This is a genomic window from Microbacterium sp. HD4P20, assembly GCF_019449275.2.
Lineage (GTDB): Bacteria > Actinomycetota > Actinomycetes > Actinomycetales > Microbacteriaceae > Microbacterium.
Genome location: NZ_JAHZQZ020000012.1, coordinates 322,487 through 345,684 on the forward strand (window position 1 = coordinate 322,487; position 23,198 = coordinate 345,684).

General features: G+C 69.8%; 25 protein-coding genes. 19 read left to right on the forward strand and 6 right to left on the reverse strand.

Annotated features, from left to right (window positions below; translation table 11 throughout):
• Nucleotides 1–21: 21 nt before the first annotated feature.
• Together K0817_RS06525 and K0817_RS06530 are read right to left on the reverse strand one after the other, a co-directional pair.
• Nucleotides 22–822: an ABC transporter permease gene (locus K0817_RS06525; RefSeq protein WP_219980568.1), complete on the reverse strand. Its 801-nt coding sequence runs from the start codon at nucleotides 820–822 to the stop codon at nucleotides 22–24.
• Nucleotides 819–1,751 carry an ATP-binding cassette domain-containing protein gene (locus K0817_RS06530; RefSeq protein WP_219980569.1) on the reverse strand — a complete coding sequence of 311 codons (933 nt, stop codon included), beginning with the start codon at nucleotides 1,749–1,751 and terminating at the stop codon, nucleotides 819–821. Before K0817_RS06530 ends, K0817_RS06525 begins: the two co-directional genes overlap by 4 nt.
• Nucleotides 1,752–1,848: 97 nt before the next feature.
• Here K0817_RS06530 and K0817_RS06535 point away from each other — a divergent pair, with 97 nt between their 5' ends.
• The 5 genes from K0817_RS06535 to K0817_RS06555 all read left to right on the forward strand — a co-directional run bounded on the left by K0817_RS06535 (nucleotide 1,849) and on the right by K0817_RS06555 (nucleotide 3,926).
• Nucleotides 1,849–2,781, forward strand: a complete 933-nt coding sequence (locus K0817_RS06535; RefSeq protein WP_219980570.1) for a TetR/AcrR family transcriptional regulator — start codon at nucleotides 1,849–1,851, stop codon at nucleotides 2,779–2,781.
• Between the two features lie 114 nt (nucleotides 2,782–2,895).
• Nucleotides 2,896–3,087, forward strand: a complete 192-nt coding sequence (locus K0817_RS06540) for a helix-turn-helix domain-containing protein (RefSeq protein WP_127473071.1) — start codon at nucleotides 2,896–2,898, stop codon at nucleotides 3,085–3,087.
• 83 nt (nucleotides 3,088–3,170) lie between these two features.
• Nucleotides 3,171–3,269 carry a 30S ribosomal protein bS22 gene (locus K0817_RS06545; RefSeq protein ID WP_003792170.1) on the forward strand — a complete coding sequence of 33 codons (99 nt, stop codon included), beginning with the start codon at nucleotides 3,171–3,173 and terminating at the stop codon, nucleotides 3,267–3,269.
• A 64-nt stretch (nucleotides 3,270–3,333) separates the two neighbouring features.
• A complete protein-coding gene (locus K0817_RS06550) occupies nucleotides 3,334–3,627 on the forward strand; it encodes a rhodanese-like domain-containing protein (protein ID WP_219980571.1) in 294 nt (97 codons plus the stop codon).
• 53 nt (nucleotides 3,628–3,680) lie between these two features.
• Nucleotides 3,681–3,926: a glutaredoxin family protein gene (locus tag K0817_RS06555; protein WP_219980572.1), complete on the forward strand. Its 246-nt coding sequence runs from the start codon at nucleotides 3,681–3,683 to the stop codon at nucleotides 3,924–3,926.
• A gap of 9 nt (nucleotides 3,927–3,935) precedes the next feature.
• Here the strand turns inward: K0817_RS06555 and aspS are convergent, their stop codons facing one another.
• Complete coding sequence (gene aspS, locus K0817_RS06560) at nucleotides 3,936–5,276, reverse strand: aspartate--tRNA(Asn) ligase (protein WP_219980573.1); 1,341 nt, start codon at nucleotides 5,274–5,276, stop codon at nucleotides 3,936–3,938.
• Between the two features lie 35 nt (nucleotides 5,277–5,311).
• Here aspS and K0817_RS06565 point away from each other — a divergent pair, with 35 nt between their 5' ends.
• The 10 genes from K0817_RS06565 (at nucleotide 5,312) to K0817_RS06610 (ending at nucleotide 13,876) form a co-directional block, all read left to right on the forward strand.
• Complete coding sequence (locus K0817_RS06565; protein ID WP_219980574.1) at nucleotides 5,312–5,680, forward strand: hypothetical protein; 369 nt, start codon at nucleotides 5,312–5,314, stop codon at nucleotides 5,678–5,680.
• 126 nt (nucleotides 5,681–5,806) lie between these two features.
• Entirely contained in the window at nucleotides 5,807–6,535 is a 729-nt protein-coding gene (locus tag K0817_RS06570) for a DedA family protein (protein ID WP_253735227.1), read from the forward strand.
• 42 nt (nucleotides 6,536–6,577) lie between these two features.
• Nucleotides 6,578–7,207, forward strand: coding sequence for a histidine phosphatase family protein (locus K0817_RS06575; RefSeq protein WP_219980575.1), 630 nt, complete (start codon nucleotides 6,578–6,580; stop codon nucleotides 7,205–7,207).
• 59 nt (nucleotides 7,208–7,266) lie between these two features.
• Nucleotides 7,267–7,818 carry a TlpA disulfide reductase family protein gene (locus K0817_RS06580; RefSeq protein WP_253735228.1) on the forward strand — a complete coding sequence of 184 codons (552 nt, stop codon included), beginning with the start codon at nucleotides 7,267–7,269 and terminating at the stop codon, nucleotides 7,816–7,818.
• The gene (locus K0817_RS06585) at nucleotides 7,815–8,660 is read left to right on the forward strand and encodes a cytochrome c biogenesis CcdA family protein (protein ID WP_219980577.1); all 846 of its coding nucleotides are present in this window, start codon (nucleotides 7,815–7,817) and stop codon (nucleotides 8,658–8,660) included. The genes K0817_RS06580 and K0817_RS06585 overlap by 4 nt, the downstream gene beginning before the upstream one ends.
• Nucleotides 8,641–10,389 carry a cytochrome c biogenesis protein ResB gene (locus K0817_RS06590; RefSeq protein WP_374209529.1) on the forward strand — a complete coding sequence of 583 codons (1,749 nt, stop codon included), beginning with the start codon at nucleotides 8,641–8,643 and terminating at the stop codon, nucleotides 10,387–10,389. Before K0817_RS06585 ends, K0817_RS06590 begins: the two co-directional genes overlap by 20 nt.
• Before the next feature lie 49 nt (nucleotides 10,390–10,438).
• Entirely contained in the window at nucleotides 10,439–11,521 is a 1,083-nt protein-coding gene (ccsB, locus tag K0817_RS06595; RefSeq protein ID WP_219980578.1) for a c-type cytochrome biogenesis protein CcsB, read from the forward strand.
• A 129-nt stretch (nucleotides 11,522–11,650) separates the two neighbouring features.
• On the forward strand, nucleotides 11,651–12,715 hold the full coding sequence (locus tag K0817_RS06600; RefSeq protein ID WP_219980579.1) for an iron-containing redox enzyme family protein: 1,065 nt from the start codon (nucleotides 11,651–11,653) through the stop codon (nucleotides 12,713–12,715).
• Between the two features lie 4 nt (nucleotides 12,716–12,719).
• Nucleotides 12,720–13,673, forward strand: coding sequence for a glycosyltransferase family 2 protein (locus tag K0817_RS06605; RefSeq protein ID WP_219980580.1), 954 nt, complete (start codon nucleotides 12,720–12,722; stop codon nucleotides 13,671–13,673).
• On the forward strand, nucleotides 13,670–13,876 hold the full coding sequence (locus K0817_RS06610; RefSeq protein ID WP_219980581.1) for a CDGSH iron-sulfur domain-containing protein: 207 nt from the start codon (nucleotides 13,670–13,672) through the stop codon (nucleotides 13,874–13,876). Before K0817_RS06605 ends, K0817_RS06610 begins: the two co-directional genes overlap by 4 nt.
• Before the next feature lie 48 nt (nucleotides 13,877–13,924).
• On the opposite strand, the gene K0817_RS06615 is transcribed toward K0817_RS06610, so the two are convergent.
• Both K0817_RS06615 and K0817_RS06620 read right to left on the reverse strand, forming a co-directional pair.
• Nucleotides 13,925–15,955 carry a YhgE/Pip family protein gene (locus K0817_RS06615; protein WP_219980582.1) on the reverse strand — a complete coding sequence of 677 codons (2,031 nt, stop codon included), beginning with the start codon at nucleotides 15,953–15,955 and terminating at the stop codon, nucleotides 13,925–13,927.
• Nucleotides 15,952–18,978, reverse strand: coding sequence for an MMPL family transporter (locus tag K0817_RS06620; RefSeq protein WP_219980583.1), 3,027 nt, complete (start codon nucleotides 18,976–18,978; stop codon nucleotides 15,952–15,954). Before K0817_RS06620 ends, K0817_RS06615 begins: the two co-directional genes overlap by 4 nt.
• Nucleotides 18,979–19,135: 157 nt before the next feature.
• Between K0817_RS06620 and K0817_RS06625 the strand changes: the two genes are divergently transcribed.
• Nucleotides 19,136–19,792, forward strand: coding sequence for a TetR/AcrR family transcriptional regulator (locus K0817_RS06625; RefSeq protein ID WP_219980584.1), 657 nt, complete (start codon nucleotides 19,136–19,138; stop codon nucleotides 19,790–19,792).
• Here the strand turns inward: K0817_RS06625 and K0817_RS06630 are convergent.
• A complete protein-coding gene (locus tag K0817_RS06630) occupies nucleotides 19,770–20,777 on the reverse strand; it encodes an o-succinylbenzoate synthase (protein ID WP_219980585.1) in 1,008 nt (335 codons plus the stop codon). The genes K0817_RS06625 and K0817_RS06630 overlap by 23 nt on opposite strands.
• Nucleotides 20,778–20,916: 139 nt before the next feature.
• Between K0817_RS06630 and K0817_RS06635 the strand changes: the two genes are divergently transcribed.
• From K0817_RS06635 to K0817_RS06645, 3 genes are all read left to right on the forward strand, one after another.
• A complete protein-coding gene (locus K0817_RS06635; RefSeq protein WP_219980586.1) occupies nucleotides 20,917–21,252 on the forward strand; it encodes a PadR family transcriptional regulator in 336 nt (111 codons plus the stop codon).
• A gap of 1 nt (nucleotide 21,253) precedes the next feature.
• On the forward strand, nucleotides 21,254–22,237 hold the full coding sequence (locus K0817_RS06640) for a permease prefix domain 1-containing protein (RefSeq protein WP_219980587.1): 984 nt from the start codon (nucleotides 21,254–21,256) through the stop codon (nucleotides 22,235–22,237).
• Nucleotides 22,238–22,315: 78 nt separating this feature from the next.
• On the forward strand, nucleotides 22,316–23,116 hold the full coding sequence (locus tag K0817_RS06645) for an LLM class F420-dependent oxidoreductase (RefSeq protein WP_219980588.1): 801 nt from the start codon (nucleotides 22,316–22,318) through the stop codon (nucleotides 23,114–23,116).
• The last annotated feature ends 82 nt before the right edge of the window (nucleotides 23,117–23,198 follow it).

Genomic DNA, 23,198 nt, shown 5'->3' on the forward strand with positions numbered 1-23,198 from the left:
CCCCGCGCAGCGGGGACGAACTCAGCGCCGGCCTGCCTTCCGGCGGAACAGCCACGCGCCCCAGATGAACGACCCGACGAGGATCGCGAGGCACCAGGCCACCGCCCAGCCGACGTAGCCGTCGATCGGGGTGCCCATGAGCAGGCCGCGGATCGTCTCGATGATCGGAGTCACCGGCTGGTACTCGGCGACACCCTGAAGCCAGCCCGGCATCGTGTCCACCGGGACGTACGCGCTGGAGAGGTACGGCAGGAACAGGATGATGAAGCCGTACCCGTTCGCTCCTTCGGGGCTGCCCGATGCGAGGCCGATCGCGGCGAAGAGATACGTGATGGCGAGGATCCAGAGGGCGATGACGGCGACGGCGCCGATCCATCCCCACGCGTCGGCGGTGGGACGGAACCCGACGAGCAGGGCGACGCCGATGACGATGCCGGTGGCGATGAGGTTGCGCAGCAGACTCGCCACGACGTGCCCGGTGAGCACGGCGCTCGCGCGCACCGGCATCGTGCGGAACCGGTCGATGATGCCGGCCTTCATGTCGCCGGCGACGTACACGGCCGTCGACGCGGCGCCGAACCCCGCGCAGGTGAGGATGACGCCGGGCACGACGTAGTTCACGTAGTCACCGCCCGGATCGATCGCGCCGCCGAACACCCACGTGAACATCAGCATGAGCATGATCGGCAGCATGATCGCCATGAGCAGCGATTCGCCGTCGCGGAGGGAGTGCAGGAGGCTGCGTCCGACGAAGACGCTCTCTGCGGTCAGGCCCGATACGCGGGGGCGCAGGGCGGGGGGTGCGGGCGGGGCGATGGTCATGCGTGCTCCTTCACAGGATCGGTGGCGGGATGGCGGGCGTCCGAGGCGGCGCTGCCGCCGGTGAGTGCGAGGAAGACGTCGTCGAGGCTGGGGCGCCGCAGCGTGACGGTGCCCTCGGCGCCGGACTCGTCCAGGACGTCCAAGGCTCGGCGCAGGCCAGAGACCGTGCCGTCCGTCGGCACCTCTCGCAGCAGGTCGCCGTGCGGGTCGTGCAGCTCCACGGTGTCGCCGCCGATCCGCGACTTCAACTGCGACGCGGTACCGGTGGCGACGATGCGGCCGCCGTCGAGGACCGCGATGCGGTCGGCCAGCTGGTCGGCCTCCTCCAGGTATTGCGTCGTGAGGAACACCGTGGTTCCGGCGTCGGCGAGGGAGCGGATGACGTCCCACAGCTCGCGGCGGCTGCGGGTGTCGAGCCCTGTCGTGGGCTCGTCGAGGAAGAGCACCTCGGGGGTCACGACGAAGCTGAGCGCGAGGTCGAGCCGGCGGCGCATACCGCCCGAGTACGTGCCGACGCGCTTGGCTGCGGCATCCGTCAGATCGAAACGTGCGAGCAGCTCGGCGGCCTTCTTCCGCGCCGCGCGCCTCGACAGGCCCGACAGCCGCGCCAGCATGACGAGGTTCTCGGTGCCGGTGAGCACGTCGTCGACGGCGGCTGACTGCCCCGTGAGGCTGATGCGCTGCTTGATCGCCTCGGGGTGACGCACGACGTCGATGCTCGAGATCTCGGCGGTGCCGGCGTCGGGTCGGACGAGGGTCGTCAGGACGTTGATGGTGGTCGTCTTGCCGGCGCCGTTCGGTCCGAGGAGTGCGAACACCTCGCCGCGCGACACGGTGAGGTCGAGGCCGTCGAGCACCGTCTGGCGCCCGAACTTCTTGCGCAGACCGCGGACGGCGATGGCGGCCGGGGCGGTGCGGGGATCGTTCATCGGCTTCCTTCCTGTGTAGGTACGAAACTGTTTATGCCAGTAACTGTTTATGACAGTAACACACTGTTTACGACCTATACAGACCTAGACTGAGCGCATGACCGACCTGCGTGACTCCGAACCCGAACTGCCGCGTGGCATAGCACTCGCGTGGGGCGTGGCGGCCAACCCGCAACGCGGTCCCAAGCGGGAGATGAGCGTTGAGCGCATCGTCGAGGCGGCGGTCGAGATCGCGGATGCCGAGGGCCTGGCCGCGGTGTCGATGGCCGCCGTGGCAGCGCGACTGGGATTCACCCCGATGTCGCTCTACCGGTACGTCAGCGCGAAGGACGACCTCGTGCTGCTCATGCAGGAGGAGGCCACGGCGCTGCCCACCGAGGCCACGGAGGCCGGCGGATGGCGCGAGCGCCTCACCGGCCTGTACACCGAGCAGGTCCACCTGTATCTGCGTCATCCGTGGGTGCTCGATGTCCCGATCAGTGGATCGCCCATCACACCGAACAGCGCCGCGTGGATGGATGCCGGACTGGCGGCGCTCGCCGAGACCCCGCTCACCTACGAGGAGCGTCTTGCCGTCGTGCTGATGGTGACCGGCGCATCGCGATGGACGGGCACGGTGCTCGCGGGGTACGCGCGCACCGAGCGCGAGCGAGGCGTTCGCGGGCACGAGATCACCGCTCAGGAGGACGCCCTCTTCCGCACCCTGATCAGCGCCGACGCGTATCCGGCGCTGCGAGCGGCCATCGATGCCGGCGTCTTCCTCGACGACTCCGACCCGTTCCTCTTCAGCCTGGAGCGCAGCCTCGACGGCGTCGCCGCGTATATCGAGCGGGTGGCCGTCGAGGGGCGCGCGCCGCGCTCGCCGTGGATGCAGCTGGAGGACTCCGAGATCCTCGATGACAAGAAGTACCGAGAGGCCCAGAAGGCGGTGCGGACCGCCGAGAAGGCACTGCGCGACGCCCGAAAGGTCGAGCGCCAGGCGGCCCGCGACGCGCGGGAGCGGCGCGCGCGCCACCGCGGCGAGGGCTGAACACCGCGCGCCTGGCGCCCCACACGTCACAGGGGTTTACATGCGCCCCGTGTTTACAGGCACGTCGCGGGGGATCTAGAGTGTGGTCAACACTTCTGGGGAAGGAATGACCACATGGCGGAGCTGCCCGACGTGCGCTTCCTCACCGTCGCCGAGGTCGCCGAGCTGATGCGCGTCTCGAAGATGACGGTGTACCGGCTCGTCCACTCAGGTGAGCTGCCGGCGGTGCGGTTCGGTCGCAGCTATCGCGTCCCCGAGTCTGCGGTCACGGCTGCACTGCAGCGGCCGATCGCCGACGTCGGCTAGACTGTCACGAGGCATTTTTCGCATCTGCCCCGATCCTGGGCGCGCACGTGTTGCGCCTAGACCCCGACATAGTGAGGTTCTCCGTGGGTTCTGTCATCAAGAAGCGCCGCAAGCGCATGGCGAAGAAGAAGCACCGCAAGCTGCTTCGCAAGACTCGCCACCAGCGCCGCAACAAGAAGTAAGCGGCCATCACACCAAGCGCCTGTCCGTGGACGGGCGCTTCGTGTTCCGCCGCGGAAGGAACCGATGAAGTCCATCACCGTCCAGGAGCTTCGCGAGCGCGTCGACGTCCCGCTCATCGACGTGCGCGAGGTCGATGAGTTCGCCGCCGGACACGTGCCGGGCGCCGTCAACATCCCGATGTCGGCGATCGGCGGCCGGCTCGACGAGCTGCCCGAGGGCGCGTTCGACGTGATCTGCGCGATCGGCGGCCGCTCCGGCCGCGTGGTCGAGGCGCTCGAGGCACGCGGGTACGCCGCCACGAACGTCGACGGCGGCACGAACGAATGGATCGCCGCGGGCTACCCCGTCGAGCGCTGAAGTCGGCATCCCGCCGGCGTCCGGTCATCCACCGGCGCTTCTAGACTGAAGCGGTGACGACGCTCACCCTCATCGGCAAGCCCGACTGCCACCTGTGCGATGTCGCGCGCGAGGTCGTCGAGACCGTCGTCGCCGAACTGCCCGAGGATGCCGTCGAGGTGACGGAACTCTCGATCGCCGACGATCCGGCGCTGTACGCAGCCTGGTGGGAGAAGATCCCGGTGGTGCTCATCGACGACGAGCTGCACGGCCACTGGCGCATCTCGCCCGACCGCCTGCGCGCCGCCCTCGCCGGCTGACCGCGGACGCTACGGGGCCAGGCGCGTCGGGCCTCGGAAGAGGTACGTGACCTCGCGGATCGAGTCCTGCCCGAGCAGCAGCATCATCACGCGCGCGAGGCCCATGCCGAAGCCGCCGTGCGGCGGGGCGCCGTAGCGGAAGAAGTCGAGGTAGAAGTCGAGGTGCTCGGGTTCGAGCCCCTTCTCCTTCGCCTGTTCGATCAGCACGTCGACGCGGTGCTCGCGCTGAGCGCCGGTCGTGATCTCGACGCCCTTGAACAGCAGGTCGTAGCTCTTGGTGAGCCCGGTCTCTTCATCGCGCATGTGGTAGAACGCGCGGATCTCGGGGTGGTAGTCGGTGATGAAGACGAACTGGTGACCGTACGTCTCCTCGACGTATGCGGAGATCTGACGTTCGCCCTCGGGGTCGAGGTCACCGTCGGTGCGGGGCACCTCGTAGCCTCGGCTCTTCACGATCTCGAGCGCCTCGGCGAGCGGGATGCGCGGGAACGGGATCGCCGGCACCTGCACCTCCAGACCGAACAGCTCCTCGATCTCGGCGCCGTGCTTCTCCTTCACCGCGGCGATAGCGGTGGCGAGCAGTTCCTCCTGCATCTTCGCGACGTCCTCGTGCGAGTCGATCCAGCTGATCTCGGCGTCGATCGAGGTGAACTCGGTCGCATGGCGGGAGGTGAACGACGGGTCGGCGCGGAAGGCCGGCGCGATCTCGAAGATCTTGCCGAACCCGGCGACCTGGGCCATCTGCTTGAAGAACTGCGGCGACTGCGCGAGGTAGGCGGTCTGGTCGCCGAAGTACTCGAGCGAGAACAGCTCGGCATTGGATTCGGATGCCGACGCCATGAGCTTCGGCGAGTGCACCTCGATGTAGTCCCGCTCGATCCAGTACGAGCGCATCGCGTGCTCGAGCGTGGTCTGCACGCGGAAGATGAGGTTGTTGCGACGCTGGCGCAGGTCGAGGAAGCGCCAGTCCATGCGCTTGTCCATGCCGGAGTCGGCGGCGATCGGCGTCTCGGGCAGCGCCGCGGCGGCGATCTCGAGCGATCCGATCTTGATCTCGACGCCGCCGAGCTTGACCCGCTCGTCGTGCTTGAGCTCGCCCCGCACCGTCAAGAACGTGCCGGTTGCGAGGTTCGAGATCAGGTCGGTGAGGGTGAGGGCCGCGGCATCCTGTTCGGTGCCGTCCTCGGCGGGCCGGGTCGCCGGATTCACCAGCTGCACCGCGCCCGTCTCATCGCGAAGGATGACGAACTGCACCTTCTTCTGGTCGCGGACGGTCTCGACCCATCCGGACACGGAGACGGGGCCGTCGGCGAGACCCTTGAGCTGACCTACCAGAACGCGTTCACTCACGAGCGTCAAGCATACGGGGGACCTAAGATGTCGCCGTGACCACCACGACTCCCGGAGCCGCGTCGCGCCCCGTGCGTGTGTGGGACATCGTGCTCACGATCGTGTTGGTGATCGGCTCCGCCGTGCTCGCGACAGGGGCATCGCTGATGGGCATGTTCCTCGTCATGGCGTCCGACCCCTGCGGAGTTCGCACCTGCATCAGCGAGCTCATCACCCTCGGGTGGCTGATGGGCATGATCCTGCCGTGGGTCGCCTTCCTCGCGTCCACCGTCGTGGCCATCGTGCTGATGGTGAAGAGGCGTCTGTCGTTCTGGGTTCCGCTGGCCGGGGCCGCCGCGATCGTCCTGAGCCTCGTCGCAGCCTTCGCGGTGACGGCGGCGGGCGTGCCGGGCACGTCGCTCTGAACCGTCGCGAGCTCGGGGTCTCCGGAGTCCGATTCGGGGGTTAGCACCCAGGAACCGTTCACGACGTGCCCGTACGGTGGATCGGAGATCACCGACCGCCTGCGACATTCGGGGAAGCGACGACCGATGACCGACACCTCTACCTCTGGCGACACGTCCTGGCTGGGCACCCTTCTCGACTGGTCCGTCTCGCTCATGGACGTCGTGGGCCCCGCCGGAGCGGGAATCGCGATCGCTCTCGAGAACCTCTTCCCACCCCTGCCGAGCGAGGTCGTGCTGCCGATGGCGGGACTGGCGGCCAGCCGTGGGTCGTTCACGCTGTTCGAGGCGCTCGCCTGGACCACCCTCGGCTCGATCGTCGGGGCGTTCCTCCTCTACGGCATCGGCGCGTGGTTCGGAGCCGACCGGCTTCGCCGCATCGCCGGGAAGACGCCGCTGCTGCACCCCGAAGACATCGACCGCACGGTCGCTTGGTTCGAGCGACACGGCGGCAAGGCGGTCTTCTTCGGGCGGATGATCCCGATCTTCCGGAGCCTCATCTCCATCCCGGCCGGTGTCACCCGCATGCCGCTGTGGCGGTTCGGACTGCTCACAGCCCTGGGGAGCCTCATCTGGAACACGATCTTCGTGCTCGCCGGCTACATTCTCGGTGAGTCCTGGCATGTCATCGAGCAGTACGTCGACGTCGTCCAGTACGTCGTGATCGCGGTGGTCGCGCTCGCCGCGGCATGGTTCGTGTTCGTCCGCACGCGTGCCTTGATCACGGCGTCGCGCGAGCGCCGGGAGGCGCAGGCATCGGCAGAGCAGTCGTCGCACGAGAGTCGGCGCGAGCTCACCTCGACGCCGTCGGACTGACGCTCAGCGGCCCCACAGATCGAGCCGCCGTAGACTGGGGCGGTGCCCGCCGATCGCCTTCATCTCGTGCGCCATGGGGAGGTTCACAATCCTCGCCGCGTTCTCTACGGGCGACTCCCCGGATATGGCCTGAGCGCCGCCGGCCGCGGCATGGCTCGCCAGGCCGCCGAGTTCGTGCAGGCGATGCAGCGCCCGGTGTCCACGCTCGTCTGCTCGCCGCTGCAGCGCACCCAGGAATCCGCGGAGCCGTTCACCGAGCTCTTCGGCATCGAGCCGGTCATCGACGAGCGCGTCATCGAGCCGACGAACGTCTTCGAGGGCAAGCGCATGGTGCGGGCCCTCGTCAACCCGTGGAACTGGCGACACCTGCGCAAGCCGGCGCTCCCGAGCTGGGGTGAGCCGTACGCCGACGTCGTGGGGCGCATGAATGCGGCCATGACCCACGCGTGGGATGCCGCGGACGCGGGCGACGTCGTCATCGTCTCGCACCAGCTGCCGATCTGGGTGACTCACCTCGCGGTCGCGGGTCTTCCGCTGCGTCACGACCCGCGCGACCGGCGGTGCGGGCTGTCGAGTGTGACGAGCTTCGAGATGGTGGACGGGAAGTGGACCGAGACCGCCTACGCCGAGCCGGCGTCGGCGGCCGGCGCGGTGGACGTGGGGGCGGTATGACCAGGATGGGACGCAGGCTGCGGGCCGGAGCTGGGACCGCTCTGGTAATCGCGGGGCTGATGGCGGCGCTCACCGGATGCACGAGCGACCCGCTCGCCGACCAGTACCGCGAGGGCGACAACAAGGGATTCATCGCAGCCGATGGTCGGCAGATCGAGGAGATCCCGGCGGACGAGCGCACCGAGCCGATCGAGTTCGAGGGCGTGCTCGACGTCGGGGGCACCGCCACCAGCGCCGACTACGCCGGCGACGTGCTGGTCGTGAACTTCTGGTACGCCGCGTGCGCGCCGTGCCGTGTCGAGGCGGAGCAGCTCGAAGACGCGCACGAGACGTTCCAAGGGCAGGACGTGTCGTTCCTCGGGGTGAACCTGTACGACGGAGCGGAGGCGTCGAGGGCGTTCGCCGAGACGTACGGCGTCACCTATCCGAGCGCCCTGGCCACCGAGGACGGGTCGATCAAGCTCGCGTTCGCCGGGCAGACGCCGCTCAATGCCGTACCGGTCACACTCGTGCTCGACACCGAGGGCCGCGTCGCTGCGCGCATCATCGGCCAACTCGACGACGCGTCGATCCTCGAGACTCTCGTGCGCGACGCCCTGGAGGAGGCGTGAACCTCGGCGCCCTCGTCGCCGACGGGTCGCTGCTCGTCGCCATTCCGATCGCGGTGCTCGCGGGGCTGGTGTCGTTCCTGTCGCCGTGCGTCCTTCCGCTCGTGCCGGGGTATCTCGGCTTCATCGGTGGCGCGGTCGCGCCGCGTCAGACGTCTGAGCTGGTCGAAGGGCGCTCAGCGACCGGCGACCCTCGGTCGTCGAGCGAGGAGCGCGGCGACGACACGCAACGCGTCGTGATGACGGATGCCGCGACCGAGGCGCCCGCACGCGGGCGACTCGTGCTGGGCGTCCTGCTGTTCATCGCGGGATTCACGGTGGTGTTCGTGAGCATCGCGGTGCTCGGCGGCACGCTGGGCCGCTTCCTGTTCGAGTACCAGGACCTCATCACCCGCATCCTCGGGCTCGTCGTCATCGCCATGGGGCTCGTCTTCGTCGGCGCCTTCGGCTGGATGCAGCAGATCGCCCGCCCCCAGGTCCGCTCGAACCTGGGTCTCGTCGGCGCACCGCTGCTGGGCGTCGCACTCGGCATCGGGTGGGCGCCGTGCATCGGCCCCACACTCGCGGTGATCCTGTCGATGGCGTTCGACTCCGGCTCGGCCGGGCGCGCCGCACTTCTGGGCGTCGCGTACTCGCTGGGCCTCGGCATCCCGTTCCTCCTGCTCACCCTCGGCTTCGGGTGGGCGACGCGGTCGGTCTCGTTCGTGCGCCGCCACATCCGGGTCGTCAACCTGGTGGGGGGCGGGCTGCTCATCGTCGTGGGCCTGCTCATGGTGACCGGCGTCTGGACGGCGATCATGGCCCAGCTGCAGGGGGTGTTCGCCAGTGTCCCGGCCCCGCTCTGACGCGCCGATCGCGGGCGATCCACTGGGCCCCCGCACCCCGAGGCTCGCCGCGGCGCGCCAGCGCCGTGGTGAGTGGGAGCGGGGACGCCCGGCGGATCACGCCGATTCTGCCGAGCAGCCTGGCGACGTCAACCAGCCCGCGCTCGGCTTCATCGGCTGGCTGCGGTGGGGGTGGCGTCAGCTCACCTCGATGCGCACGGCGCTCGTGCTGCTGCTCCTGCTCGCGATCGCGGCCGTGCCCGGCTCGCTCGTGCCGCAGCGCAGCGCCGACCCCAACGGCGTCACGCAGTACTTCACCGACAACCCCGAGCTCGCACCGATCCTCGACAACCTGAGCCTGTTCGACGTGTACACGTCGCCGTGGTTCTCGGCGATCTACATCCTGCTGTTCGTCTCGCTCGTCGGCTGCGTCATCCCGCGCACGAAGCACCATTGGAAGGCGCTCCGGGCAAAGCCGCCACGCACGCCCGCGCGCCTGTCGCGGCTGGACGTGCACCGTTCCGAGACGCTCGAATACGCCGACGTCCAGGCGGCTGCTGCTGCGGCATCCGACTCGATCGAAGCCGCGCAGCAGCAGCTCAAGAAGGCCGGCTACCGCGTCGAGCGCTACGACTCCCGCGGTGCACTCTCGGTGTCGGCCGAGCGCGGGTATCTGCGCGAGACCGGCAACCTGGTCTTCCACGCGTCGCTGGTCGGCGTGCTGATCGCGGTCGGCATCGGCGGAGGCTTCACCCACACGGGTCAGACGGTGATCATCGAGGGCCGCACGTGGGTCAACACGATGCTCGACTACACCTCGTTCAACCCGGGGCGGTTCGTCGACGAGAACGCGCTCGCGCCGTACGCACTCACGCTCGACCGCTTCGACGTGACCTACCAGCCGCGCGGCACGCAGGGGGAGGGGCAGGCGGGCGACTTCGTCGCGAACCTCACCACCCAGAGGCCCGGCGAGGCGACCGGCACCGGCGAGGTGCGCGTCAATCACCCCCTCGAGATGGCCGGCGACCGCATCTACCTCATGGGCAACGGCTACGCTCCGACGCTCACGATCCGCGACGGCGACGGCGAAGTGGTGTTCTCGGAGTCGGTGCCGTTCCTGCCGCAGGACACCAATATGACCTCGCTCGGCGTCGTGAAGGTGCCCGACGGCCTCGACGAGCAGATGGGGCTCGTCGGGTTCTTCTATCCGACGCAGGTCCAGCGCCAGGACGGCGCGTTCACGTCGGCGTACCCCGCTCTGACGAACCCGGTCGTGACGCTCGACGTCTACACCGGCGACCTCGGCATCGACGGCGGCGTGCCGCGGTCGGTGTACACGCTCGACACCGGTGAGATGGACAAGCTCGCCGGTCGCGGCACCGACGTCGAGTCGATCGAGATCGCGCCCGGCGAGACGGCCGAGTTGCCGAACGGGCTCGGCACGATCACGTTCGAGAACGAGGCGCCCGACGGCGCGAGCGGCTACGAGGACTCGGTCAAGCGCTACGTGTCGCTGTCGGTGCACCGGGATGCCGCGGCCACCTGGGTGCTGATCTTCGCGGTGCTCGCGACCGCCGGCCTCCTCGCCGCGCTGTTCGTGCCACGCCGCCGCATGTGGGTCAAGGCCACACCCGGCGGCCACACCGTGCAGCTCGAGTACGCGGGGCTCGCGCGCGGCGAGGACCCGACACTGGATGCCGCGGTGGAGCAGTTCGCGCAGCGGCATCTCGCCTCGCTGCCCGACCGCTGACGGCGCCCCGTCCCGCTCAGACGAGAAACCCCGACGTAGACTGGAAGCCATGCCCGAGTCCTCTGCCCTGACGCTCGAATCGGTCTCTGTGCTGCTGGTCTGGACGGCCATCGCCGTCTACGCGCTGGCATTCATCGCGTACGCGGTCGATCTCGCCCGCCGGGGCGCCGTGGCTGTGGATGTCAAGAGCGCCGCGAGGACCGAGAACTCCCGGGAGCGCGAGCTCGTCGCAGCGGGAGGCGGCTCTGCCGGCAGCGCCGGGCGGCCGGGAGCGATCGCCGCGATGCGCGCCCAGGAGGACGCGTCCGAGGCAGCCCTCAACGCCCCGATCGGCCGCCGCGAGCGCCTGGTGTGGGCACGGATCGGCACGTCGCTGACCGTGCTCGCCTTCCTGTTCCATCTCGGCGGCGACCTCACGCGCGGCATCGCCGCGGGACGCGTGCCGTGGTCGAACATGTACGAGTTCGCCCTGACCGGGACGCTCCTCGTCGTCGCGGTGTACCTGGGGGTGCTCTTCCGGTACGACCTGCGGTTCCTCGGCTCATTCATCACCGGTCTCACGGTGGTGCTGCTCGGGGCATCGGCGCTGAGCTTCTACGTCGAGATCACGCCGCTCATGGATCCGCTGAAGTCGGTGTGGCTCGTCATCCACGTGTTCGTGGCATCCCTCGCGACGGCGCTCTTCGCACTGGCATTCGGCCTGTCGGTGCTGCAGCTGATGCAGGCGCGGCGTGAGCGGATCATCGCCGCCGCGGCCGCTGTCGAGGCGGGCGGGCCGGCTCCCCGCAGCGGTCCCCGCTTCCTGCGCACACTGCCCGGCGCTGACGCCCTCGAGTCGCTCGCGTACCGGTTCGCGATCCTGGGCTTCATCTTCTGGACCTTCACGCTGATCGCCGGCTCGATCTGGGCGAACGACGCGTGGGGGCGCTACTGGGGCTTCGACACGAAGGAAGTGTGGACCTTCGTCATCTGGGTGCTCTACGCCGGCTACATCCACGCGCGCGCTACCCGCGGCTGGCGGGGTGCCCGTTCGGCATGGTTGTCGATCATCGGCTTCACTGCCGTGATCTTCAACTTCACGATCGTGAACATGTTCTTCAAGGGGCTTCACGCCTACTCCGGTCTGGAGTGACGGCCTGACGGCGGCGCGCCTAGCCCGTCGTATGGCTCGGCGTCAACCCCGGGGCTAGTCCTGGGCAGTTCTGGGACGCTGAATCCCGCGCACCGCTCGGGTCGGTGACGCTCGATTCAGGAGTGCCCCATGACCGATGTCCTCGCCCCCGCCAGCGTCACCGCCGTCATCCCGGTGAGCCCCAGGGGGCCATTGAGCGGGCAGCTCGTGCAGCTCCTCGGGCAGCCGCCGCAGGACGATCCCGTGGCGGGGCTCTCCGAGGTGGTCGACGAGGCGCTGGCGTCGCCCGACGTGCTCTGCGACGACGACGTGCAGCTGTCGCTGTTCCTGCTGTACTGCGTCGTGTACGGGTCGCTGCCGCAGATCGATCCGCACTGGGAGTGGCACCCTGATCTGCTCGCAGTGCGCGGCCGGCTCGAGCGAGCATTCGAGCAGCGGCTGCGCGATCTGGTCGAGGTCGGCCCGCTTCCCGAACCGACACGGGATGCGGTCGCCCGTCGCCTCTTCGAGATGACAGCGCCCACGAGTGGGCCGAGCCTGTCTCGCTTCGTGGCGAAGAATGCGACGCGGACGCAGCTGGATGAGTTCCTCATCAACCGGAGCATCTACACCCTGCGCGAGGCCGATCCCCACTCCTGGGCGATCCCTCGTCTCACCGGCCGGCCGAAGGCCGCCCTGGTCGAGATCCAGTCCGACGAGTACGGAGCGGGCGACCCCCTCCGCATGCATTCGGCGATCTTCGCGCAGACGATGCGCGGCGCCGGACTCGACGACACCTACGGCGCGCACATCGACCTCGTCCCCGCGATCACCCTCGCGGTTCACAACATGATGTCGATGTTCGGGCTCCACCGCCGCCTGCGCGGTGCGATCGTCGGACACCTCGCGGCGTTCGAGATGACATCCTCGCTGCCCAACCGGTCCTATGGCGACGGCTTTCGCCGGCTCGGCTTCGGGCCGGACGTGACGTGGTACTTCGATGAGCACGTCGAAGCGGATGCCGTGCACGAGCAGATCGCCGCACGCGATCTGGCGGGATCGCTCGCCGAGGATGAGCCGGAGCTGCTCGAGGACATCGTCTTCGGCGCTGCCGCGTGCCTGGCGATGGACGACCTCGCCGGAGCTGAGGTGCTCGAGGCCTGGTCGAACGGCCGCAGCGTCCTTCGCAGGCCGTACGTGCCGACGGTCGGGTGACGGGATGCCCGAGCGCCTCGCCGTCGAGTACGTGCTGCCGCTGCGGTGGTCGGACGACGCCGGACTGGACGAGCTGTCGCGCTACCTGCGTGAGCTGGCCGATTGGCTGGATGTGACTGTCGTCGACGGATCCGATGCCCCGCACTTCAGCGTGCAGGGGCGCACCTGGTCGTTCGCCCGTCACATCAGGCCGGACGGCGAAGGCATCAACGGGAAGGCGCGCGGCGCGGTGACGGGTATTCGTGAGAGCAGGCACGAGCGCATCGTGATCGCCGACGACGACGTGCGCTACGACCGACCGGCGCTCGAGAGGCTCATCTCCCTGCTCGACGTCGTCGACTTCGTCCGGCCGCAGAACGTCTTCGACCCCACTCCGTGGCACGCGCGATGGGACACCGGCCGCACGCTGCTGAACCGGGCTCTCGGGGGCGACTTCTCCGGCACGGTGGCGCTGCGCCGCTCGGCGATGCAGGGGCGGGGCTACGACACGAACGTCCTGTTTGAGAATCTCGAGCTGGAGCGCACCGTTCAGGCCCGCGGCGGCAGCGTGCTCGTCGCCCGCGACCTCTACGTCATGCGCCGCCCGCCCGACGTGCGGAGGTTTCTCGAGCAGCGGGTGCGACAGGCATACGACGACTTCGCGCAGCCGATGCGACTGATGCGAGAGCTGCTGATCCTGCCGATCGTCGTCTTCGCGGCGCGGCACGGGGGCTACCGGGCCCTGCTCGCCGGCATGCTCGCCGTGATCGCGCTCGCCGAGCTGGGACGCCGTCGTGACGGTGGTGCCCGCGTGTTTCCCGCGAGCGCGGCGCTCTGGGCGCCGGCCTGGGTCGCCGAACGCGGGATCACCGTGTGGATCGCCCTGGTGCACCGGCTGCGCGGCGGCGTCATCTATCGCGACGGACGGCTGCGCCGTGCCGCGACCCCCATGCGCCGACTCCGGGAGGAGAACCGATGACCGAACAAGAGCCTCGCGTCACGATCACGCCGTACCCCGACGGGCCCTTCATCGTGCGGGGTTCCGCCCAGCTCATCGACGATCGCGGCCGGCCCATCGAACGTCATCGCCGCACGGTCGCCCTGTGCCGGTGCGGAGCCTCGGCGATCAAACCCTGGTGCGACGGCACCCACAAGCTCTCGGGCTTCCGCACCGACCGATAGACGCCGGCCATCGCCCTGCCGTCCGGGCCGCGCGCGGCCCGGACGCGTTCAGGCGGTCGCCGGCACCGCGGTCAGCAGCGCTCGCCCCGAGATGGTGCGTCGCCGCGCGACGGCGAGGACGGTGGCCGCCAGCGCGGCCAGCGACCAGAGCATCAGTCCCGCGAACGCCCCACCGATTCCGGATGCCGAGGTGAGGGCCGCCACCATGCCTTCGTAGGCAGGCGCGGTGGGCATGAGACCCGCGATGTCGCTCAGCACGCCGGGCGCCGTCGAGACGACGCCCGTCGCGACCGCGAGCACGCCGACGAGCGCGGCGATCCACCGGCCAGCGCCGCCGAAGACCGCCACCAGCGCCTGGTTGACCGCCGCGAATGCGACGCCGGCGACCACGCACACCGCGGCGAACCCCGACCAGTCGGCCCACGAGTACGACGCGGCCAGCTGCACGACACCGGCGACGAGGAGGCCCTGCGCGACACCGAGCCCGGCGGCAGGAAGGAACGAGCGCAGCGCCAGCACCGCCGACGGTGCGCGCGAGGTGAGCGCACGCCGCGACACGGCCTGCAGCGCGATGAAGGTTCCGAGCCCGCCGAACCACAGTGCGAGCATCGCCAGCAGCGGCACCGCAGAGGCGCCGAACAGCGACGTCCCCACTCCCTGGGCCGCGACCGGGTCCGCCACGACGGTCGCGAGGTCGGTCGCCTCGCTGTCGGTGTAAGACGGGATGGAATCGGATGCCGTGGCAAGCCCGTTCGCCAGCTCACCGGTGCCGCCGGCGAGCTGTGCCACGCCGTCGGCGAGGGTCGTCGCTCCGTCGGCGGCCTGGGTGGCGCCGGAGGCGAGTTGGGAGGCGCCGGACGAGAGCTGGCGAGTGCCATCGGCCGACTGGTTTGTCGCGCCCTGGAGTTGATCCAGGCCCGACGCGAGCTCGCGGGCGCCGTTGGCCGCCCCGACGAGTCCGCCGCTGGTCTCGGTCATGAGGCTGCCGATACCGCTCGCCGTCGGAGCCGCGTAGCCGGCGGCGGTGCCCGCGCTCACGGCAGCAGTCCCCGCGTCCTCCGCGGCCGTGCCGAGACCGCCGGCGAGCGCGCCGAGCTGATCGCAGAAGCTCTTGCCCGATACCGACGGGTCGCACTGGGCGTGGAGTGCGCCGAGCTTCTGCGCAAGACCGGGATTGTTCTGGTCGGGGTTTCCGAGCAGCAGGGCAAGCGCCTCGGTCTGGCGCGCCGCGTCGCCTGCGTACATCGAGGAGGCATTCGCAGCATCGAGCAGCTGCTGGTTCTGCACTCCGGCAGCGGCCGCGTCGAGACCCGCGCCCAGATCGCGGGCGCCGCTCGCTGCGTCCCCGATTCCACCGGCGATCTGGTCCAGCCCACCCGCGAGCTCGGTCGCTCCCGTCGACAGCTGGCCGGCTCCATCACCCAGCTGTGCGATCCCGCCGGGAAGCGCCGAGGCCCCGTCGGCCGCCTGCTGTGCGCCGTCGGCGAGCTGCGACGCACCGTCGGCGGCGGTGCCGAGCTCGTCGCCCAGCGTCGTGAAGCCGAGGAGCACGTTCTCGAGGTAGACCGACGACAGCTCGCTGCCCATGGTCGAGGCGGCGGCGTTCGCGACCTGCGCCGTGATGGCGTCATCGACGATCAGGCTGTCGGGCGGCGTCTGCACCTCGATGGTCGCCTGCTCCGGCACCTCTCCGGGCTGCGTCGAGGTCGCCGCGGCCGAGAAGTTCTCGGGGATCGTGATGACCGCCGCGTAGGTGCCGTCAGCGAGACCGGATGCCGCGTCGTCGGAGTTCGAAATGGTCCAGGCGAGGTTGCTGTCGAGCTCGTCCGAGCCCTCGATGAGGCCGGCCGTGAGCTGGCGGCCGAGGGGTACGGTCTGCCCGTCGATCATGACCGGCTCATCGTCGTTCACGATCGCGGCGGTGAGGCTGTCGAGCCGCTCGACGGGGTTGTAGAGCGCCGCGACGAGGATGCCGCCGATGACGACCGGCAGCAGCAGCACACCGACGATCGTGAGCCACGTGATGGGTCGTCGCGAGCGTGCGCGCTCGATGGGAAGGGTCAGGGCGTGGGGAGTCATGCGGTCACCTCTGCGGTGGTGGGGTTCTGTGTGGTTTCGGCACGCAGCGCGAGCGAGCTCACGTCGGTGCGGTGCGCATCGGCCAGGAGCGCAAGCGCGGCGCTCTCGCTTCGGGAGGTCACGACGAGCGTGAGGCGCGCGCTCTCGTCGGCGCCGACTCGGAGGGCCTCGGCGCTGTCGTGCAGGAGGGCTGCGGCCTGGTCCCGCTCGGCGGGGTCGAGCACGTCGACGCCGTCGATCACGACCAGCCGGGCTCGACTTCCCAGCGCTCGGCGCAGGGCCTGCACGCGATCCTCCGCGTCTGCCAGCAGCGCGACGCCGACGTGCGCGCGCACCCAGGCGGCCCGCTCGGGCAGCAGGTGCCCGCCGACCCGCAGCCGCCCGTCGCTCAGGGCGAGGCGCCCGGCGACGGTGAGCGCGAAGGCGCGCGCCGCGCGCGGATCGCCGGTGGCGATGAGGGTGCCGCCGGGCTCGACGCGGAACGCGGCATCCTCGAAGAGCACCACCTCGCCGAGCTCCCGCCCGGCGTCGGCGCGCACGGCGACGCTTTCGCCGACGACCGACGCTGTGGTGTCGGGCTCGGGCCAGTTCGCGAGCGAGAGCTCGCGCTCGACGGCCTCGCCCTCGATGTCGAAGTGCGGAAGGACGCGCTCCAGCCAACGCGGCATCCACCACGCCTTGTCGCCGAGCAGCGCCATCACGGCCGGCACGAGGGTCATGCGCACGAGGAACGCGTCCACGGCGATGCCGACGGCAAGGCCGAGGGCGATCGGTTTGATCGACGAGTCGCCCTCGGGCACGAAGGCCGCGAAGACGGCGAACATGATGACCGCGGCCGCCGTGACGACGCGTGCCGACGCGGTGAAACCCGATCGCACCGCACCGAGCGCGAGGTCGCGCAGGCTCCGCGTCACGTGACCCGCGGTCGCCCGGCGCGCGTGGACGTAGTCCTCGCGCATGCGGCTGACCAGGAAGACCTGGTAGTCCATCGCGAGCCCGAACAGCACGCCCATGAGGATGATCGGCATGAAGCTGATGACCGGGCCGGTCCGCGTGACGTGCAGCAGGTCGGCGAACCAGCCCCACTCGAAGACCGCGGCCACGACGCCGAACGAGGCGGCGACCGAGAGCAGGTAGCCGAGGGCTGCGGTGACCGGGACCCAGATCGAGCGGAACACGATCATCAGCAGGATCAGCGACAGTCCCACCACGAAGATCCCGAACGGCAGCAGCGCGGCGCCCAGGCGATCCGAGATGTCGATGCCGACGGCGGTGAATCCGGTGACCTTGAGGTCGACGCCGTACTCGCCCTCGAGCTGCGGGGCCAGGTCGCGCAGTGCCCGCACGAGCTCGGCGGTGGCGGGGTCGTCGGGTGCCGTCTCGGGCACGATCTGGATCAGGCCGGTGTCGGCAGTCTCGTTCGGGGTGGCGAGGGCGATCTCCTTGACGCCGGGCACCTGCTCGATCTCGTCCGCGAGGTCCTGCATGAGCCCGAGCGGGTCGGTCGACGTGACGATCGTGCCGGTCATGATGAGCGGGCCGTTGGCGCCCGGGCCGAAGTGCTCGGCCGTGAGGTCGTATGCCTGGCGGGCCTGGCTCGACTCGGGCTGCACGCCGGCGTTGGGCAGGGCGAGTGCGAGGCTCGCGGCCGGGATTGCCATCACGCCGAGGGTCAGCACGACCGCGACGGTGGTGATGAGGGGGTGGTTGGTGACGGCGTTTACCCAGCGATTGGTGCGTCGCGGATGGGGATTGGGAGTTCGTTCGCGCGTTTCTGCGGCCTGGGTGGGCGCTCCCGCGCGCCCTGAGGTCTGCTCGAGACCAGCGTCCGCCGCCCGGGCCGCCGCTGTGCCCGCGTCGTTCGCGGTTCGAGGCTCGTCCGCCCCGGTGGTTGTGGTGGGGCCGGTCGTTGAGCGAGCGAGGGACGAGCGAGGCGAAACGCGCTGCGCTTTGCGGGAGCGGCGGGGGAGGGGCATCCCGGCCGCTGTCAGGCGGTGGCCCCAGCCCGCCACGCGGCCCTTCGAGAACCCGAGGAAGGCCGGCGTCAGCGTGACCGCCACGACGACCGCGATCGCGACGGCGACTGCGGCGGCGATGCCCATCGTGGTGAGGAACGGGATGCCGGCGAAGCCGAGGCCGATCAGCGCGATGAGCACGGTGACGCCGGCGAACACGACGGCCGATCCGGCGGTTCCGGTCGCCCGGGCGGCGGACTCCTCGGGGTCCACGCCGGCGCGGACCTGATCTTGATGTCGCGCGACGATGAAGAGGGCGTAGTCGATGCCGACCGCCAGCCCCAGCATGACGGCGAGCATGGGCGTCGTCGACGAGATCGAGGCGAACGCGGTCGAGAGATAGATGAGCGCGATCGCGAGCCCGACGCCGATCAGGGCCGACACGAGCGGGAACCACGCCACCGCGAACGAGCGGAACGTGACGATCAGCACGAACAGCGCGATGAGCACGCCGACCGCCTCGATGATCGACAGCGCCGGGACGGACGTCGAGAACAGGTCGCCGCCGAGTGCGACCTGCGAGCCGTCGGGCAACGTCTGGCGCAGATCTTCGGCCACCTGCTCGAGGGCGCTCGTCGTCTCTTCGGTGACATCGGTGGCTTGTCCGTCGAACTGGAGGCGCACGATCGCGGCTGACTCGTCGTCCGCGATCAGGCCGGTGACCATCTCGTCGAACGGGTCCGTCACCGCGATCACGCCGTCGAGGTCTTCGAACTCGGCGATCGAGTCTGCGATACCCGAGGCGTAGAGGTCGGCGCCGACGGCATCCCCGTCCGCGGCCACCACCACGAGCTGCGCGCTCGTGCCGCTCGCCTGCGGGAAGCTGCGGTCGAGCAGCTCGATGCCCTCTTGCGCCTCGGTGCCGGGGATGGAAAAGGAGTTGTCGGTGCCCTTCATGAAGAGCGCTGCACCGCCGCCGGCCATCGCCAGCAGCAGCACCCACGCCACCAGCACCCGCCACGGGTGGCGGTAGGACCAGCGTCCGAGTGCGTACAGAAGAGTGGACACAGCGCCTCCGGGTTACGGATGAGAAGAACGAGAACTGTCGATACAGCGCTGTATCGGATACATGAGTGTATCGTAGGCCGCGGAATGAGCCTGAACCTGAGTCCTCGGTGTGTGTTTCGATGGACTCGACAACCCGAGCGATGAGGAGGTGCGGTTGATGGTCGATGCGCAGACGGAGGTCGGTCCCGTCACCTCCCGCCGCCGCGAGGCGACCCGTCAGCGGCTGCTGGATGCCGCAGCACTGGTCTTCGCAGAGGTCGGCCTGGACGGAGCATCCGTCGAGGCGATCTGCGAGCGTGCCGGCTTCACGCGCGGTGCGTTCTATTCGAACTTCGAGAGCAAGGACGAACTGTTCCTCGAGCTTGCCGGCACCGTCGCGCGGGAGCGCGTCGAGAGCGTGAGGATGCGCGTCGGCCAGCTCGAGCGCGATGGAGCGTTCGACGTGGCGAACGTCGACGCGCTCCAGGTGATCCGGCAGGTGCTCGATCTCTCGGCCGACGATCGGCTGGGGGTGCTGCTGATGAGCGAGATCCGCATACACGCCTTGCGCAGCCCCGAGCTGGCGACGGCCTACCTCGCCCAGGACGAGGAGATGCGCCGCAGCGTGGCGCAGATCATCGACGACATCGGTCGCGCCAACGTGCTGCGGTTCCGTCTGCCCCCCTACGACGCGGCGCGTCTGATGCTCACCGTGTGGGAAGGGTCAGCGGTGCGGGCCGCGATGGCAGGCCTCGACTACGAGGAGATGTGCCGCCGCACCAACGAGGAGCTCGCGCGGGTCGCGCAGCTGATCATCGAGACTCCCGGGCGCTGAGCGCCACGTAGCAGCGGGTCACCCGCTGCAGCCACCACGCGCGGCGATCGGGCGATGCTGCGTGCGCGTCGAGCAGCGTCGGGTCCGGCGTGACCCGACCGACCGGCAGTGCGCCGGAGCGGGGAGTGAGCGCCGGGTTTGCCACGTCCGCCGTGAACAGCGACGCCGTGCCCAGTCCGCAGTCGTAGTCGAGGTCAGGAAGTGCGGCGGCCAGAGCCACGCCCATCGCCAGACCGACCGACGTGTCAAGTGCGCTCGAGACCACCGCGGGTAGCCCCGCCTCAGCGACGATGTCGAGCGCGCACCGCACGCCTCCGAGCGGCTGTGCCTTCACGACCAGAAGGTCGGCTGCGCCGGCGCGTGCCACCGCGATCGGGTCGGCGGCCTTGCGCACGCTCTCGTCGGCGGCGATCGGGATGCCCATGTACTTCACGCGCCGGCGGAGCTCTGCGAGTTCTTCGACGCTCGCGCAGGGCTGCTCGGCGTACTCGAGGTCGAACTCGGCGAGCGCGTGCATCGCGTGCTCGGCCTCGTCGACGTTCCAGGCCCCGTTCGCGTCGATGCGGATCCGGCCCTCCGGTCCCATGGCCCGTCGCACGGCTCGCACGCGGTCGACATCGTCGGCAACACGCTGACCGGGCTCGGCGACCTTGATCTTCGCCGTGCGGCAGCCGTCGAAGCGTGCGAGCACGGCGGCGACCTCGGCCGCCGCGACGGCGGGCACGGTGGCGTTGACGGCGATGACGTCGCGTCGGGCTGCGGGCTGCGGCATCCATCCCCAGTCGATGGCTGCGGCGAGCCACGTCGCCGACTCGGCATCGTCGTACTCGACGAAGGGCGAGAACTCCGTCCATCCCTGTGGGCCCTCGAACAGCACGGCTTCGCGCACGTCCACGCCGCGGAATCGCGTGGTCAGGGGCAGTGCCACCACCCGCGCGGTGTCGAGGATCTCGTCCAGGGCCGGCCGGCCGGCGTCGTTGCTCATCCCCACATCATCCCGCCCTCGGCGGTTCGCTTGCGCTGAATGTACGAGACACGCGGGGCGGCGCGTACGTTCAGGGCAAGTGAACCAGACGACAATGTGTAGTTGACTATAGTGTGTGACACACAGTACAGTGTGAGGCATGAGCGAATCCGAGATCCTCGAGACGCACCTGCAGGAGTTGCGGCGCGGCACCATCGTGCTCGCGTGCCTGCGGCTGCTCGAGCAGCCGGGGTACGGGTACGGTCTGCTCGAAGAGCTGGGCAAGCGCGGCTTCCCCACCGACGCGAACACGCTGTATCCGCTGCTGCGCCGCCTCGAGAAGCAGGGGCATCTCACGAGCGAGTGGAACACCGACGAGGCCCGGCCCCGCAAGTTCTACCGCACCAGCGCCGCCGGGTTCCGCCTGGCGGCCTCCCTCACCGACGACTTCCGCGCGATCGCTGCCGCGATCGACGGGCTTCCGAAAGAGAACTGACATGCACGCCACCTCCCCCTCCCGCACGACCACGACCCTGACTGATCGCTATGTCGACGCCGCGATGCGCACGGTGCCCGAATCCGGGCGTGACGACCTGGCGGCAGAACTGCGCGCCTCCATCGACGACCAGATCGACGCGCGCGTCGACGATGGCGAACCCCGCGACGTCGCCGAGCGCGCCGTCCTGACAGGCTTGGGCGATCCCGAGAAGCTCGCGGCCGACTACACCGGACGGACGCTCTATCTCATCGGCCCGCGCTACTACCTCGACTGGTGGCGCCTGCTCAAGCTCCTGCTGTGGATCGTGCTGCCGACCGCTGCGCTCGGCGTGGCCCTGGCGCGGACGCTCACCGGGTCGAACGTCGGAGAAGTCATCGGCGGGACGGTGGTGACGCTGCTGACGGTGGCCTTGCACGTCGTGTTCTGGACGACGCTCATCTTCGTGATCGTCGAGCGCGGCTGGAGTCGCGGCGCGCGCGCACCGTTGACCGAATGGACCGTCGACCAGCTTCCCGAGCCCCGGCCTCGTGGCGTCGGATTCGGCGACATGGTGGCGTCACTGGTCTTCCTCGCCATTGCCGTCGGCGCCGTCATCTGGGACCGGTTCGTCGGGTTCGTGCCGACGCAGCCCGGTCTGTCGTTCCTGAACCCCGAGCTGTGGCCGTGGTGGATCGGCGGGCTGTTCGTGCTCATGGCCCTCGAGGCGGTGCTCGCGGTCGTGGTGTATCTCGTCCGCGGCTGGACGTGGACGCTGGCGATCGTCAACGCGGCCATCGCGCTCGCCGTCGCCGTTCCCGCACTGCTGCTGCTGGCGCAGGGCATGCTCGTCAATCCGGACTTCTTCCCTGCAGTCGCCCGTGGCGCTGCCGAGTCCGACTCGAACGTCGCTGCGATCCTGAGCGTCGTGTTCGGGTTCGTCATCGCGGGGATCGCCGTGTGGGACATCACCGACGTCTTCGTGAAGACCTCCCGCACGCGCTGACCACCGGGGGTCGAGGGGGCGACGTTTCGACGGACCTCCCGCGGCCCCCGGCATCCGTCCGCCTCTAGGCTGATTCGCATGCCACTTCTCGACACTCCTGTGCGCCTCGGCGTGCAGCTGCAGCCCCAGCACGCCCCGTACTCGGCCTTCCGCGACGCCGTTCGCCGGCTGGAGGACATGGGGGTGGACATCCTGTTCAATTGGGACCACTTCTTCCCGCTGTCGGGCGATCCCGACGGGCTGCACTTCGAGTCCTGGACGATGCTCGCCGCGTGGGCCGAGCAGACCGAGCGGGTCGAGTTCGGCGCCCTGGTCAACTGCAACAGCTACCGCAACCCCGACCTGCAGGCCGACATGGCCCGCACCGTCGACCACATCTCGGCGAAGGACGGCGGGGAGGGCCGTTTCATCTTCGCGACGGGGGCCGGCTGGTTCGCCCGCGACTACGAGGAGTACGGCTACGAGTTCGGCACCGCCGGCTCACGCCTCGACGACCTCGCGGCCGGCCTGGAGCGCATCGAGACGCGGTGGCAGAAGCTCAACCCGGCGCCGACGCGCAAGATTCCGGTGCTCATCGGCGGCAAGGGCGAGCAGAAGACGCTCCGACTCGTCGCGCGCCACGCCGACATCTGGCACAGCTTCGTCCGCCCGGGCGAGCTCGCCCACAAGCTCGACGTCATCGAGCGCTGGGCCGAGCGCGAGGAGCGCGACACGTCCGACCTGGTCATCTCGAACGAGCTGCACCAGCGCGGCGAGGACTTCGCCGATGAGCTCTACGACGCCGGGGTGCGCCTGTTCACCCTCGCCTTCCAGGGCCCCGACTGGGATTACGACCTCGTCCGGTCGTGGCTGCGCTGGCGCGACGCCAAGAACGCCTGACCCCGCCCGCGGCCCGGCGGCCCGTCCGGGTGGCGCAACACGCGGAGTGGCCCCGCCGATGCCGCGTGTTGTGACACTCGAA

Coding starts and splice junctions, on each gene's coding strand:
- K0817_RS06525 (WP_219980568.1), bottom strand. CDS start 822: ATGACCATCGCCCCGCCCGCACCCCCCGCCCTGCGCCCCCGCGTATCG.
- K0817_RS06530 (WP_219980569.1), bottom strand. CDS start 1,751: ATGAACGATCCCCGCACCGCCCCGGCCGCCATCGCCGTCCGCGGTCTG.
- K0817_RS06535 (WP_219980570.1), top strand. CDS start 1,849: ATGACCGACCTGCGTGACTCCGAACCCGAACTGCCGCGTGGCATAGCA.
- K0817_RS06540 (WP_127473071.1), top strand. CDS start 2,896: ATGGCGGAGCTGCCCGACGTGCGCTTCCTCACCGTCGCCGAGGTCGCC.
- K0817_RS06550 (WP_219980571.1), top strand. CDS start 3,334: ATGAAGTCCATCACCGTCCAGGAGCTTCGCGAGCGCGTCGACGTCCCG.
- K0817_RS06570 (WP_253735227.1), top strand. CDS start 5,807: ATGACCGACACCTCTACCTCTGGCGACACGTCCTGGCTGGGCACCCTT.
- K0817_RS06580 (WP_253735228.1), top strand. CDS start 7,267: ATGGCGGCGCTCACCGGATGCACGAGCGACCCGCTCGCCGACCAGTAC.
- ccsB (WP_219980578.1), top strand. CDS start 10,439: ATGCCCGAGTCCTCTGCCCTGACGCTCGAATCGGTCTCTGTGCTGCTG.
- K0817_RS06600 (WP_219980579.1), top strand. CDS start 11,651: ATGACCGATGTCCTCGCCCCCGCCAGCGTCACCGCCGTCATCCCGGTG.
- K0817_RS06605 (WP_219980580.1), top strand. CDS start 12,720: ATGCCCGAGCGCCTCGCCGTCGAGTACGTGCTGCCGCTGCGGTGGTCG.
- K0817_RS06610 (WP_219980581.1), top strand. CDS start 13,670: ATGACCGAACAAGAGCCTCGCGTCACGATCACGCCGTACCCCGACGGG.
- K0817_RS06615 (WP_219980582.1), bottom strand. CDS start 15,955: ATGACTCCCCACGCCCTGACCCTTCCCATCGAGCGCGCACGCTCGCGA.
- K0817_RS06625 (WP_219980584.1), top strand. CDS start 19,136: ATGGTCGATGCGCAGACGGAGGTCGGTCCCGTCACCTCCCGCCGCCGC.
- K0817_RS06630 (WP_219980585.1), bottom strand. CDS start 20,777: ATGAGCAACGACGCCGGCCGGCCGGCCCTGGACGAGATCCTCGACACC.
- K0817_RS06635 (WP_219980586.1), top strand. CDS start 20,917: ATGAGCGAATCCGAGATCCTCGAGACGCACCTGCAGGAGTTGCGGCGC.
- K0817_RS06640 (WP_219980587.1), top strand. CDS start 21,254: ATGCACGCCACCTCCCCCTCCCGCACGACCACGACCCTGACTGATCGC.
- K0817_RS06645 (WP_219980588.1), top strand. CDS start 22,316: ATGCCACTTCTCGACACTCCTGTGCGCCTCGGCGTGCAGCTGCAGCCC.